This is a genomic window from Pseudonocardia phyllosphaerae, assembly GCF_046546475.1.
GTDB lineage: Bacteria > Actinomycetota > Actinomycetes > Mycobacteriales > Pseudonocardiaceae > Pseudonocardia > Pseudonocardia phyllosphaerae.
On record NZ_JBKGXS010000009.1, the window covers coordinates 87,413 to 100,652 of the forward strand.

General features: G+C 73.3%; 11 protein-coding genes and 1 tRNA gene. 3 read left to right on the plus strand and 9 right to left on the minus strand.

What is annotated here, in order from left to right; genetic code table 11:
- Positions 1-3: 3 nt before the first annotated feature.
- The 4 genes from ACLE50_RS18380 to ACLE50_RS18395 form a co-directional block, all read right to left on the minus strand.
- A complete protein-coding gene (locus ACLE50_RS18380) occupies positions 4-897 on the minus strand; it encodes an oxidoreductase (RefSeq protein ID WP_410944810.1) in 894 nt (297 codons plus the stop codon).
- A gap of 199 nt (positions 898-1,096) precedes the next feature.
- Complete coding sequence (locus ACLE50_RS18385) at positions 1,097-2,434, minus strand: PepSY-associated TM helix domain-containing protein (RefSeq protein ID WP_410944811.1); 1,338 nt, start codon at positions 2,432-2,434, stop codon at positions 1,097-1,099.
- Complete coding sequence (locus tag ACLE50_RS18390; RefSeq protein WP_410944812.1) at positions 2,431-3,201, minus strand: DUF5134 domain-containing protein; 771 nt, start codon at positions 3,199-3,201, stop codon at positions 2,431-2,433. The genes ACLE50_RS18385 and ACLE50_RS18390 overlap by 4 nt, the downstream gene beginning before the upstream one ends.
- A 106-nt stretch (positions 3,202-3,307) precedes the next feature.
- On the minus strand, positions 3,308-3,910 hold the full coding sequence (locus tag ACLE50_RS18395) for a sigma-70 family RNA polymerase sigma factor (RefSeq protein ID WP_410944813.1): 603 nt from the start codon (positions 3,908-3,910) through the stop codon (positions 3,308-3,310).
- A 264-nt stretch (positions 3,911-4,174) separates the two neighbouring features.
- Here ACLE50_RS18395 and ACLE50_RS18400 point away from each other — a divergent pair, with 264 nt between their 5' ends.
- On the plus strand, positions 4,175-5,824 hold the full coding sequence (locus tag ACLE50_RS18400; protein ID WP_410944814.1) for an FAD-dependent oxidoreductase: 1,650 nt from the start codon (positions 4,175-4,177) through the stop codon (positions 5,822-5,824).
- Between the two features lie 81 nt (positions 5,825-5,905).
- On the opposite strand, the gene cydB is transcribed toward ACLE50_RS18400, so the two are convergent.
- From cydB to ACLE50_RS18425, 5 genes are all read right to left on the minus strand, one after another.
- Complete coding sequence (gene cydB / locus ACLE50_RS18405) at positions 5,906-6,943, minus strand: cytochrome d ubiquinol oxidase subunit II (protein WP_410944815.1); 1,038 nt, start codon at positions 6,941-6,943, stop codon at positions 5,906-5,908.
- 19 nt (positions 6,944-6,962) lie between these two features.
- A complete protein-coding gene (locus tag ACLE50_RS18410; protein ID WP_410944816.1) occupies positions 6,963-8,501 on the minus strand; it encodes a cytochrome ubiquinol oxidase subunit I in 1,539 nt (512 codons plus the stop codon).
- A gap of 493 nt (positions 8,502-8,994) precedes the next feature.
- A complete protein-coding gene (locus ACLE50_RS18415; protein ID WP_410944817.1) occupies positions 8,995-10,086 on the minus strand; it encodes a hypothetical protein in 1,092 nt (363 codons plus the stop codon).
- A 139-nt stretch (positions 10,087-10,225) separates the two neighbouring features.
- Positions 10,226-10,807 (minus strand): hypothetical protein, encoded by a 582-nt coding sequence (locus ACLE50_RS18420; protein ID WP_410944818.1) that lies wholly within the window; start codon positions 10,805-10,807, stop codon positions 10,226-10,228.
- Positions 10,808-10,940: 133 nt separating this feature from the next.
- Positions 10,941-11,025, minus strand: a tRNA-Leu gene (locus ACLE50_RS18425).
- Positions 11,026-11,124: 99 nt separating this feature from the next.
- Here ACLE50_RS18425 and ACLE50_RS18430 point away from each other — a divergent pair.
- Positions 11,125-12,468: a M20/M25/M40 family metallo-hydrolase gene (locus tag ACLE50_RS18430; RefSeq protein WP_410944819.1), complete on the plus strand. Its 1,344-nt coding sequence runs from the start codon at positions 11,125-11,127 to the stop codon at positions 12,466-12,468.
- Positions 12,468-13,235 carry an SDR family NAD(P)-dependent oxidoreductase gene (locus ACLE50_RS18435; protein ID WP_410944820.1) on the plus strand — a complete coding sequence of 256 codons (768 nt, stop codon included), beginning with the start codon at positions 12,468-12,470 and terminating at the stop codon, positions 13,233-13,235. Before ACLE50_RS18430 ends, ACLE50_RS18435 begins: the two co-directional genes overlap by 1 nt.
- Positions 13,236-13,240 lie beyond the last annotated feature (5 nt).

Sequence of the window (13,240 nt, forward strand, 5' to 3'; positions counted from 1 at the left end):
AGCTCAGAGGATGTAGCCGACCTTCGTCAGCTCCTCCGAGCGGTCCCACAGCTCCCGCTGCACCGCCCGGTCGTGCGAGGCCGCCGTCGAGCCGACCGGGCGGGGCGCGCCGCGGGTCTCGCCGAGGTCGCTCGGACCGACGTAGCTGCCGCCCGGCAGGTCCGGGACGGTCGCGGCGTACAGCGTGGAGCGGGCGCCGTCGGCCGCGGATTGGGTGGTCAGCCCGGTGACGGCCTTCATCGGGCCGTCGAGGAACGTGCCGGTGCGGCCCATCAGCGCCGTCGACGACAGCCCCGGGTGCGCCGCGACCGAGCGCACCCGCGACCCGGCGCCCAGCAGCCGGTGCTCCAGCTCGTAGGCGAACATCAGGCAGGCGAGCTTGGACTGGCCGTAGGCGGCCCAGCGCTCGTAGCGGCGACGCTCCCAGTTGAGGTCGTCGAGCCGGATGCGGCCCATCCGGTGCGCGATGCTGGACAGCGACACGACGCGGTCGGTGATCCGGTCGAGCAGCAGCCCGGTCAGCGCGAAGTGGCCGAGGTGGTTGACCCCGAACTGGGTCTCGAAGCCGTCGGCGGTGCGGGAGAACGGCACCGCCATCAGCCCGGCGTTGTTGACCAGCACGTCGACCGGGCCCTCGATCCCGGCCGCGAACTCGCGCACCGAGGTGAGGTCGGCCAGGTCCAGGTGCCGGACGGTCGCCGCGCCGCCCAGCTCGGCGGCGACGGCGTCACCGCGGGCGGTGTCGCGCACCCCGAGCACCACCCGTGCCCCGGCGCGGACCAGCGCCCGCGCGGTCTCCAGCCCGAGCCCGCTCGTCGCCCCGGTCACGACGGCCGTGCGGCCCGCCTGCGGTGCGATGTCGGCGGTCGTCCAGCGGGCCGGGGTGGAACCGAACACGGGTGTCTCCTCGCGACGCGGATGTCGTCGCGGGTGGCCTACCCGGGGGCGACCGGCGCCATGTGGATCACCGTCGACGCCGCCGTGGACGGTCCGCCGGGGACGACCGGCGGTCGTCGGCCCGGCGGTTCACGACCGGCGGAGCGGCACCGAGGGAGCGGCACCGACCGAACAGCACCGACGGAGCAGGGCACGTGGGTCAGGCCGGGGCCCGGCGCAGGCCCAGCAGCCCGTCGAGCACCAGGAACGCGACCAGCGAGATCCCCAGCAGCGGCACCGCGAGCCCGGCGAGCACCGCGACCCCGCCGAGCAGCGCCACCGACGCCGCCGACGGCGTGACCGCCGCGCTGCGGGGCAGGTGCGGGCGTCGCAGCCACCACATCCGGTAGCCCCAGACGACCAGGACGATCAGCCCGCACGCGAGTGCGGCCAGCGCCAGCTGGTTGACCACACCGAACAGGATGCCCATGTGCGCGTCGACGCCCCAGCGGGCCAGCTTGGCCGCGATCGGCCAGTCGGCGAACGCGAGCCGGTCGGTGACCTGCCCGTTCCCGGGGGCGACGGCGACGGAGTCCTGGCGCTCCGGCCAGGACCGCACCGTCTGCTGCACCGACCACGCCTTGCCGGGGTCGCGCGGGACGATCTCCACCGGCCCGTCGATCCCGGCGCCGCGGGCGGCGTCGAGGACGCGCTGCGCGGTGACGGCGACGGCCGGGCCGTCGCCGGTGGCCGGACCGGCCACGCCGGGCGCGACGGGCAGCGCCTTGGCCACCGAGGGCGTCGACCAGTCGAAGGCCTCGCGCATCGCGGTGACGTTGCCGCCTGCGTACTGCGACCAGGTCAGCCCGGTCGCGGCGAGGAACAGGAACCCGGCAGAGGCCCACACCCCGACCGCACCGTGCCAGGACCGCAGCCGTGCCCGGGGCGCGCCGCCGCGGCTCGGGAGCAGCGCCCGGCGGGCCTTCACCCGGCGGCCGAGCTGCAGGACCAGCCCGGACAGCGCCAGCACCCCTAGCCACGACGCGGCCAGCTCGGTGTAGATCCGCCCGGTGTCGCCCAGCATCAGCGAGCGGTGCAGCTCGTCGAGCGTCCCGCGGACCGGGAGCCATTCGCCGTAGGTGTCGAGAGTGGCGCGCACCGTCGCGGTCGACGGGTCCACGAACACCGTCCGGAAGTAGCCCTCGGGCAGCCCGGCGTCGAACGACACCCGGGTCGTCGCGCCGGGGCCGGGGGACGGGCGGATCTCGGTGACCGGCAGCCCGCGCTGGGTCGCGGTCGCCGCCGCCACCTGCGCGGAGACCGGCTGCGCGGGTCCGGTGACCGGCGCGGTCAGCGCGTCGGCGTGCGCCCAGCGCTCGATCTGCGGGGCCGCGGTGTAGAGCAGCCCGGTCACCGCGGCGACCAGCAGGAACGGCCCGACGAACAGGCCGGCGTAGAAGTGGATCCGGCCGACGAGGGCACGCAGCCCTCGCCAGCGCCCGTCCGGCTGCGGCGGCGGGAGCGGTGCCTGCGGCCGCGCCTCGGTCCCGGTACTCACCAGCCCACCACCATCGCGACGAGCATGAGCGCGGTCCCCGCCCCCATGACGGTGTGGCAGGCGGCGTCCGAGCGCGGCCCGAGCCGGGACGCGAGCCCGGTGGCCGCAGGCCGCTGTGCGACCGCGGTCGGCGCGGCACCTGCGGCATCCGCGGGCCCGCCGTGGCAGTCCAGCGGCACGCCGGGGACGTCCTCGTCGTGCTCGTGGCCGTGGTGCGCGGCCGCACCCGCGGCCCGCACCGCCCAGAACGCCGTCGCGACGACGAGGCCGACGACCAGCGCGAGCGTCACGGCGACCGCCCAGCCGGCCGGGCCGCCGTGCACGTGCTCGGCGCCCGGCATCCCGGCCATGCCCTCGTGCCCGGCGTGACCGGCGTGCCCGCCGGATGCGCCCGACGACGCCGCGGGCATCGGCATGATCAGCGGCATCGCGGCCAGCATCCACACCATCGCCGCGGTCATCAGCGCGTGCGCCGAGCCGCCGGCGCAGCCGTGCAGCCGGTGCCGGTAGCGGCGCACCGCGTCGACGGCGAACCCGAGCGCGAACCCGCCGAACAGCACCAGCTGCACCGACAGCCCCGCGGTACCCGGCCACGACCACACCATCAGCACCATCGCGGCGCTCATCAGCAGGTGCGACAGCTCGGAGAGCCGGCGTGCGGGCGTCAGCCGGGCGGCGACGACCGCCGACCAGCGGGCGAGCGCGTAGAGGCCGGTGCCGACGAACAACACCGTCAACAGCAGCGACAGGGACAGGGACGTGATCACGGGACCTCCGGTGTGCGCACCGCGGGGACGGTGCCGGGGAGCTGCGGTCGCACGCGGGAGTGGTCGCCGGGAACGGGGGAGCGGTTCCCGGCGGAGCGGAATTTCCTCAGACCCGGCGCCGGGCGACGTGTCCGGTCGCGGGCGGGGCCGGTACCCGGTCGGCGCCGAGCGCTCGCACCAGGTCCTCGCGGGCGCGTGCGACCCGGGACCGGATGGTGCCGACCGGGCACCGACAGATCTCGGCGGCGTCGGCGTAGCCCAGGTCGAGGAGCTGGGTGAGGACGAAGGCCTCGCGCCGGTCGTCGTCCAGGTCGTCGATCAGGGCGCGGAGCAGAACGGCCTCCTGCGCGCCGGTGCGCGGGGCCAGCCGGTCGAGCACCTCGTCGGTACCCGGACCGAGGTCGCTGGTGCGCGGGCGGCGGACCGCGGTGCGCACGGCGTCGACGGCGACCCGGCGGGCCACCGACAGCAGCCAGGTCCGTGCCGAGGACCGGCCCTCGAACGAGGGCAGCGTGCGCAGCGCCCGCAGGTAGGTCTCCTGGGCGAGATCCTCGGCGTCGGCGCGGCCTGCGAGGTGGACCAGGAAGCGGTGCACGTCGACCTGGGTCGCCCGCACGAACGACGTCAGCGCGGCGCTGTCGCCGGCCCCGGCGGCCAGCGCCCAGGCGGTGACGGCGTCGTCGGAGACGCGGGCGGGACGGTCGGGCACCGCACGACGGTAGCGCTGCGCTGCGACGCCCCCACCTGCGGACACCCCGTTCCCACCTCCCGGGACGACGGTCCGTGGCCACGTCGTCGCGGTCCGGACATGTTCGCTGCGCTACGCGGCCCACCTCCTGGGACCCCGGGACGGGCGACCCACAGGCGATGTTCGGTGAGTTCTCAACGATTCCTCAGCGGCCGCGGCCCATACTCGCCGCGACGGCGTCCGGCCCGGGCGCCCGCCGACGACCGGCCGGGAGGGACGCCACCGATGATCCTCGATGCGCGGCGCGCGCTGCCCGGTTCCTGGTTCGAGACCGAGATCTGCGTGATCGGCAGCGGTCCCGCGGGCGCCGCGGTGGCTGCCGAGCTCGCCGACCGCGGCCGGCAGGTCGTCGTCCTGGAGGGCGGGGGAGCGGGCCTGTGCCGGATCGCCGCCGACACCTACCGCGGGGTGCGCGGGCGCGGCGAGCACGACCCGGTCGACGCCGTCCGGCAGAAGCGGCTCGGCGGCACCAGCCTCGTCTGGGGCGGCCGGTGCGCCCCGCTCGACGCGCTCGACCTCGCCGAGCGCGACTGGCTGCCGGGTACGGCCTGGCCGATCACCCACGACGAGCTGTGGTCCTGGTACCCGGCCGCGCAGCGCCATCTCGACGCCGGGGCCTGCGAGTACTCCGCGGCCGCGTCCGGGTTCCCGGCCGAGTCGGCCGATGCGGACGGCGCCGTCCTGGACCGGGACGGGCTGTGGCGGTGGAGCCCGCCGACGTCGTTCGCGCCGCGGGTCGAGCGCCTGGCGCGGGCCGGGCGGATCCGGCTGTTCCTGCACGCGTCGGTGACCGGGCTGGAGCGCGACCCGCTGTCCGGGGCGGCGACCGAGGCGGTCGTCGCGCCGCGGCCCGGGCTGGAGCTACGGGTGCGGGCGCGGCAGTTCGTGCTGGCCGCGGGCGGGCTGGAGTCGACCCGGATCCTGCTGTCCTCCGACGGCTACGGCGGCACCGGGCTCGGCGCGGGCATCGGCGACGAGTACGGCCAGGTCGGCCGGAACTACATGACCCACCCGGTCGGCGAGGTCGGCCGGATCGCCCCGACCGCGGCCGGACGGGCGATGGGGCTGGGCTACCTGCCGACCTCCGACGGCGTCTACGCCCGCCGGATGCTCGCGCTCACGCCGAAGGCGCAGGAGCAGCACGGCCTGGGCAACCTCAAGGCGGCGCTGTGGTTCCCGGACCCCAAGGACCCCGTGCACGGTGACGCGCTGCTGTCGGCGTTCGCGCTGACCTACTGGGGCGCGACCCGGCTGGGGACCGGGTTCAAGGCCAAGGGCATGCACGCCGGGTACGCCCGGACGTCGGGCATCGGGCGGCACGTCCGCAACGTCGCGGCCGGACCGGGACGGGTCGCGCGGTTCGCCGCCGGCTGGGCGCGGCCGCGGCTGACCGGGGAGCGGCGGGTGCCGTCGTTCATGCCGCTGGACTCCGACCGGTGCCGCCTGCGGTTCGACGCCGAGCAGCGCCCCGACCCGGCGAACCGGGTCACCCTGGACCGGGAGCGGGATGCGCTGGGCCAGCACCGGCTGCGCGTCGACCACCGGGTGTCCGGCGCCGACCGGGCCGCGATCGCGTCGTCGCTGCGGCTGATCGGGGAGGAGCTGCAGCGGTGCGGGCTGGCCCGGGTCGACCTCGACGACGTCGACCGGGTCCTGGACATGGACATGTCCGACGGCACCCACCAGATGGGGCTGCTGCGGATGTCGGCCTCGCCGCGCACCGGTGTGGTCGACCGGGAGTGCCGGGTGCACGGCACGCCGAACGTGCACGTGGTGTCGAGCGCGGTGTTCCCGTCGGCGGGGGCGGTGGGCCCGACGCTGACGCTGGTCGCGCTGGCCTGCCGGACCGCCGAGCTGGTCGCGCCGGCGAGCTGACCGGCCCCTGCACACAGCACGAGGGCGGTGGGTCCGTCGTGCCGACGGGCCCACCGCCCTCGTGTGCGGTGCGGGGTGCGCTTACCGGGAACGGGCGGAGACGTCCCGGTGCGCGGTCGGCGACGGGTGCTCCGTCCCCGGGGAGGCGATCCGCTGGCGGAACACCCAGTACGACCAGCTCTGGTACATCAGCACCATCGGCGTGGCGAAGCCGGCGATCCAGGTCATGATGACCAGGGTGTAGTGGCCGGCCGCGGTGTTGTCGACGGTCATGTCGAACGCCGGGTCGAGCGACGAGCGCATGACGGCCGGGAACATCGCCAGGAACACCATGGCGGTGGAGGCGATGACCCCGATGCCCGAGGCCAGGAACGCCCAGCCCTCACGAGCCCGGAAGTTGATCGCCGTGGCGGCGATCAGGGCCAGCACGGCGATCGCCGCGGCGACGACCGCAGGGGTACCGCCGAAGGCCAGCGACGCCCAGGCCAGGTAGGCCACCGCGACGACGACGGTCGGCAGGCCCAGCCAGGTGGCCAGACCGTTCGCCCGGCGCCGGATCGGGCCGCTGGTCTTCAGCGCGGTGAAGACCGCGCCGTGGAAGGTGAACAGCACCACGGTGAACACGCCACCCAGCAGGGCGAACGGGTTGAACACCTCGAGCAGGTTGCCGCGGAACACGTGGTCCGGACCGAAGGACAGGCCGCGCATCAGGTTGGCCAGCAGCACGCCCCACAGGAACGGGACGACCAGCGAGGTCCAGAAGATCACGTGGTCCCAGTTGCGCAGCCAGTGGTCGTCGTGCCGCTTGTGGCGGTACTCGATCGCCAGGCCACGCAGGATCAGGGCCACCAGGATCACGAACGTGGGCAGGTAGTAGGCGCTGAACATCGCGCCGTACCACTCCGGGAACGCCGCGAAGGTCGCACCGACCGCGGTGATCAGCCAGACCTCGTTGCCGTCCCACACCGGGCCGATGGTGCCCATGAGGGTGCTGCGCTCGTCGTTGTCACGGCCGAGCAGCTTGAGCATCACGCCGACGCCGAAGTCGAATCCTTCGAGGAAGAAGTATCCGGTCCAGAGCAGCGCGATGACGATGAGCCAGAAATCGGGGAGTGTCATTGTTCGATTTCCTCTCGGCTCAGTAGGCGAAGGCCGGCGTCGTGCGCGCGGCCTCCGGGTCGTCGGTCGCGGACTGCACACCCGGAGGCAGCTCCGTGGTGTCCGGGCCGGCGTTGGCGAAGCGGGCCAGCAGCCGCACCTCGATGACCGCGAGGATCACGTACAGCACCGCGAAGCCGATGACGGTGATCGCCTGCTCGGCGACCGTGACACCGGGCGAGACCGCGTCCGAGGTCCGCATGAGGCCGAAGACCACCCAGGGCTGACGGCCCATCTCGGTGAAGATCCAGCCCGCGCTGTTGGCGATCAGCGGGAACGCCAGCGTCAGCAGCGCACCCCGCCACACCCACTGCGAGATCCAGAACGGGAGCTCGATCTTGTTGGTGACCATCAGGCGCGGGGCCTGGTCCTCACGGGTGCGGAAGCGCTTGGCCACCCACAGCTTGTTGCGGGTCAGGTACAGGCCGGCCATGGCGACGCCGAACGACGTCATGCCGACACCGATCATGATCCGGAAGCCCCAGTAGGCGACGATCACGGCAGGCAGGTACTCGGCCGGGGTGCCGCCGTACGCGGCCGCCTCGGCCGCCGCGGTGTCGTTGATGCCGGGCACAGGCGAGGTGAAGTCGCTGTGCGCCAGGAAGGACAGCAGGCCGGGCAGCTGGAAGTCGACCACGTTGTGGCCGGTCCGGACGTCACCGATCGCGAAGATGGAGAACGGCGCGGGGCCCTCGGTCTCCCAGAGCGCCTCGGCGGCGGCCATCTTCATCGGCTGCTGCACGAACATGACCTTGCCCAGGCTGTCGCCGGACAGTGCGGTCACGAGACCGCCGACCGCGGAGACGATCAGGCCCACGCGCAGCGAGGTGCGCATGGTCGCGACCGACTTCGGGTTGGTCTCCTTGTTCTTGCGCTGCAGCCGCGAGGTGCGCAGCAGGTGCAGCGCGGAGATGCCGACGACGAGTGCACCGGCGCTCAGCGCCGCCGCGGCCAGCGTGTGGAAGACGACGACCACAGTCGTCTCCTGGAACAGCACGGCCGCGATGTCGGTCAGCTGGGCCTTGCCCGTCGCCGGGTCGACCTTGTAGCCGACCGGGTGCTGCATCCACGAGTTGGCCGCGAGGATGAAGTACGACGACAGGATGGTGCCGATCGAGACGATCCACATGCAGGCGCAGTGGACGGCCTTCGGCAGCTTGTCCCACCCGAAGATCCAGAGACCGATGAAGGTGGACTCGAAGAAGAAGGCGAGCAGCGCCTCCATCGCGAGTGGCGCACCGAACACGTCACCGACGAACTTCGAGTAGGCGGACCAGTTCAGACCGAACTGGAACTCCTGCACGATTCCGGTGACGACACCGATCGCGATGTTGACGAGAAAGAGCTTGCCCCAGAATTTGGTGGCGTGGAAATACTTGTCGCGGTTCGTGCGGACCCATGCGGTCTCGAGGCCGGCCGTGATGGCCGCCAGACCGATGGTCAACGGCACGAAGAAGTAGTGGTAGACGGTCGTCAGTCCGAACTGCCACCGTGCGAGCGTGTCCCCTGCCAGAGTCACGTACACGTGGGCGCTTCCTTTCGATGACGCATCGGGATGCGTGCGCGTTGGATCCGCCTTCCGCTGGGAACACGCAATCCCGTACGACACCATGGTTCGCCTGCGGGGCGGCGTAGTCAAAGTGGGAACACCGAAGGTGCGATAGCCCTCGGCTATCGAGGGTCGGAAATCGTCGGTGTGCGGTGAGGCGGAACCCGGTTCGCGGGGTGGCGGCGGGCCGTGCGGCCGGGGGAGGCGGCGGAGTGGGCTGCCACACCCTCGACGGGTCGTCAGCCGCAGAGTAGCGGGATGCGGCGCGGAACGCACCGGTTCCGGTGAAATCCGATCCCGCTCGGACGGGCTCCGGCAGCGCCGGGGTGCCGTGGTTCCTGTGATCGCCACGATCGTGACCAGGCGTTCGCCCAGCGGCCGTCCTGCCACGAACGTGGCGATCATGGCGCCGCCGACGACGACAGCCGCGGCGCGGGGACCTCGGGGCAGGGGTGGGACGGTCTCAGTCCGCGTACCGCTCCGCCTTCTTCCGGCGCCGGCGTTCGTGCAGCTTCTCGATCCGTCGCTGCTGGCGGAAGCCGTACGTCGCCTCGACCACCGCCCGGTCGTCCTCCAGCCCGGAACCGAGCGCGCCGGCCACGGTGGCGATCGACGCCATCAGCCACGCCAGCAGGAAGAAGAACCCGATGCCGACGGGCTGGCCGAGCTTCGACTCGAGGATGGAGGTCGGCACGAAGAAGAAGCAGGCTCCGAGCAGCAGGACGAACAGCACCGCGTAGGCGATCGTCACCGCCACCAGCAGCGTGCCCACGGTGGCGGTGTTGTAGAGACGGGCCAGGCTCGCCGACCCGGCCTCGGACGCCCGCTCCCACATCTGGTGGGAGAACACGATCCAGCAGACCATCGCGGCCACCGACATGAGCATCAGGGAGACGAAGTGCGGCCAGTGGAACGCGTTGGCCAGCTCCCACATCGTCGAGAAGACCAGCGACGACGCGCCCGCGGCGAACGCCGCCGTCATCGCGCTCTTCATCGACAGGAAGATGCCCCACGGCTGGTTGGCCAGCACCATCCCGGCGATCAGCCGGGTGCGGGCGACGACGCCGGGTGCCAGGTAGCGGACGTCGACGTCGCCGGGGCCGGGGGAGGCCTCGTCGCGCCGGACGGACGGGACCTCCCCGGCGAGCCGGTGGCCGTGGGTGGACGCGGCACCGGTCGCGCGTCGTCCGGTGACCATCTCGTCGACGATCCGGAGGGTGGTCTCCTGCAGCCTGCGCCGCCGGCCGACGGTGCCCAGCGCCGGTACCGAGGTCTCACCGATCCGCCGGTCCCGGCTCGTCTGCGTGACCACGACCTTCTCGTCCCAGAAGATCGGCAGGTCGGTGACGCACACGGCGTAGTCCCAGTCGCGCTCCCGGCGGACCCGCTCGGTGCCGTCGAGCACCTCGGGGGTGGCCTCGCCGGACCCGGTGAGCGGGTCGGTGTGGACCTCGACGTGCCACTCCGTGCCGGGGTCGATGCGCTCGGACAGCAGGTTCGGGAGCCTCGTCGCGAGCTCGGAGGCGATGTCGGCCGGCGGACCGGGTGCGGGCACCAGACCGACGGTGATCGTCCGGCGGTCGGCCATCTCGGCCCCGTCGGTGCGGGCCCCGCTGCCGGAAGAACCGGTGCCTGAAGGATCTGGGTTCGTCACGTGACCACCTGTCCGCTCGGGGGGTTCGGCCGGGTCCGGTTCAGTCGATGGGCTCGGCGGAGTCGCCGTCCAGCAGCAGCTGCGGCACCTGCGCGAAGGCCCAGCCGTCGGCGGTGCGGGTGAAGGTCCACACGAGGTCGAAGCGGGACGGGTCCCACGCCTCCGGTGGCGCAGGGTCCACCGGTGCGATGCGGTTCAGCTCGCGGGCGATGTCGGGGATCGCCTCGTGCTGCCAGGCGACGAGCGTGGGACCCGGACGGCCGTCGAGCTCGTGGACGAGGTCGGCCTCGGCGCCCGCACTGATGTGGGTGTGCAGGTCGGTGCCGGTCGCCTCGGCCAGTTCGGTGACCGTCTGCACCGGGCGGTGGCTCCCGTCCGAGGCGTGCCCGGACGCGTAGACGACCTCGGGGCGGGCCAGCCCCGCCCGCGGCGGGCCCTGGGCCGGGCAGAACAGCCCGACCAGGGCACCGGCCCGGGACCACCCGCGCACGCTCAGCGAGTGCGGGTCGTGCTCACCGCTGTACTGCATGCCGAACTCCTGGCTCTCCCCGTTCGGCTTCTCCCCGTGCCGGATCACCATGATCACGGTCGGGTCGGCATCGGTGTCCTGGCCACGCTCCATCGCGCCGGTCCTCTCTGACGACGGTGAGGGGCCAGTCTGCTGGCGATGATCCGCGAGCGCATGTCGTCGCCGCGCCACCACCCGGCCGGGCACAAAAAAATCACCGACCCACCCGGGTCGGTGATCTTCGATGTGTCCGAGGGGGGACTTGAACCCCCACCCCCTAGCACGGGGACTAGCACCTCAAGCTAGCGCGTCTGCCATTCCGCCACTCGGACATCGCGATCTCTCGATCGCGTCTGGAAGAACTATAGACCAGCCCGCCGCGGTGCCCGTGACCGGGTGGGTCGTCGGTCCACGGTGGTAGACAGGCGCCCATGACGGGCGACGCGAACCAGATCTTCACCAGTGAGGCGGCCGGGGCGGAGGCCGAGGTCGTCCAGCTGTGCTCCGAGCTGATCCGGATCGACACCACCAACACCGCGGACCCCGAGACCCTGGCCGGTGAGGCCGAGGCCGCCGACTACGTCGCGGACAAGCTGCGCGAGGTCGGCTACGAGGTCGAGGTCATCCAGTCCGGCATGCCCAAGCGGATGAACGTCGTCGCCCGGCTCGAGGGCGCCGACCGCGAGCGCGGCGCGCTGCTGATGCACGGCCACCTCGACGTCGTCCCCGCGGACGCGAGCGAGTGGTCGGTGCACCCGTTCTCCGGCGCGGTCCAGGACGGCTACGTCTGGGGCCGCGGCGCCGTCGACATGAAGGACATGGACGCGATGATGCTGGCGGTGGCCCGCCGCTTCAAGCGTGAGGGCGTCGTCCCGCCGCGGGACATCGTGTGGGCCTTCGTCGCCGACGAGGAGGCCGGCGGCAAGTGGGGCGCCCAGTGGCTGGTGGAGCACCGGCCGGACCTGTTCGCCGGCTGCACCGAGGCCGTCGGGGAGGTCGGCGGGTTCTCGCTGACCCTCGGCGAGGACCAGCGCGCCTACCTGATCGAGGCCGCGGAGAAGGGCATCGCCTGGATGCGCCTGCGTGCCAAGGGCAAGCCCGGCCACGGCTCGTTCCTGCACGACGACAACGCGGTGACGATCCTGGCCGAGGCCGTCGCCCGGCTGGGCAACCACACGTTCCCGCTGACGATCACCGACACGGTGCAGGCGTTCCTGGACCGGATGACCGAGCTGACCGGCGTCGAGTACCCGGAGGACGACCTCGAGGGCGCGCTGGCCAAGCTCGGCCCGATCTCGCGGATCATCGGCGCGACGGTGCGCGACACCGCCAACCCGACCATGCTGAACGCCGGCTACAAGGCCAACGTCATCCCCTCGACGGCGGAGGCGGTCGTGGACTGCCGGGTCCTGCCGGGCCGCGAGGAGGCGTTCCTGCGCGAGGTCGACGAGCTGATCGGCCCGGACGTCGAGCGCGAGTGGGTCACCGACCTGCCCGCGGTGGAGACGCCGTTCGAGGGTGCGCTGACCCGGGCCATGCAGGACGCACTGCGCACCGAGGACCCGGCCGCGGAGATCGTGCCCTACATGCTCTCCGGCGGCACCGACGCGAAGGCGTTCTCCACGCTGGGCATGAAGTGCTACGGCTTCGCGCCGCTGCGGCTGCCCCCGGAGCTGGACTTCGCGTCGCTGTTCCACGGCATCGACGAGCGCGTCCCGGTCGACGCCCTGCAGTTCGGCACCCGGGTGCTGGACCGGTTCCTGCGGCACTCCTGATGCCGGCCACGAGCAGCGTCGCTCTGGTCACCGGCGGGGCCGCGGGCATCGGCGCGGCGGCGGTGCACCGGCTGGCCGCGTCGGGTGCGCGGGTCGTGGTCGTCGACCGCGACGCCGCCGGGGCCGCCGCCGTGGCGCAGCGGGCAGGCGGCCTGGCGTTCCCGGCCGACGTCACCGACCCGGCGGCGCTGCCGGCGGCGGTTGCGGCGGCGGAGGACACCTACGGGCGGCTGGACACCGTGCTGCTCAACGCGGGCGCGACGTCCGGCGTCCCGGGCGTGGAGGACGTCGACGTGGCGGCCTACCGGCGGATCGTCGGCGTCAATCTGGACCACGTGGTGTTCGGCCTGTCGGCCGCGGTGCCCGCGCTGCGCCGCGCCGGTGGCGGCCGGGTCGTGGTGACGGCGTCGCTGGCCGGGCTGGTCGGCATGCCCGGCGACGCGCTCTACACCGCGACCAAGCACGCCGTCGTCGGGTACGTGCGGGCGGCGGGACCGGCGCTGGCCGGGGACGGCATCACCGTCGCCGCGGTCTGCCCGGGCTTCGCCGACACCGCGCTGGTCGACGGGTTCCGGGACCGGTTCGGCGACTTCCCGCTGCTCGCCGCGGACGACGTGGCCGCCGCGATCGAGCAGGTGCTGGCCCGTGGCGGGCCGGGGGAGTGCTGGTACGTCCAGCCCGGCCGTGACCCGGCGCCCTACGGCTTCCGCGGCGTCCCGAGCCCGCTCGGGGCCGGCGCCCCGCCGGACCTGGGCACCCTCGGGTAGGCGCG

Bases quoted from the DNA above. Each gene is read 5' to 3' on its own strand.
- ACLE50_RS18400 (WP_410944814.1), top strand. From the start codon at position 4,175: ATGATCCTCGATGCGCGGCGCGCGCTGCCCGGTTCCTGGTTCGAGACC.
- cydB (WP_410944815.1), bottom strand. From the start codon at position 6,943: ATGACACTCCCCGATTTCTGGCTCATCGTCATCGCGCTGCTCTGGACC.
- ACLE50_RS18420 (WP_410944818.1), bottom strand. From the start codon at position 10,807: ATGGAGCGTGGCCAGGACACCGATGCCGACCCGACCGTGATCATGGTG.
- ACLE50_RS18430 (WP_410944819.1), top strand. From the start codon at position 11,125: ATGACGGGCGACGCGAACCAGATCTTCACCAGTGAGGCGGCCGGGGCG.
- ACLE50_RS18435 (WP_410944820.1), top strand. From the start codon at position 12,468: ATGCCGGCCACGAGCAGCGTCGCTCTGGTCACCGGCGGGGCCGCGGGC.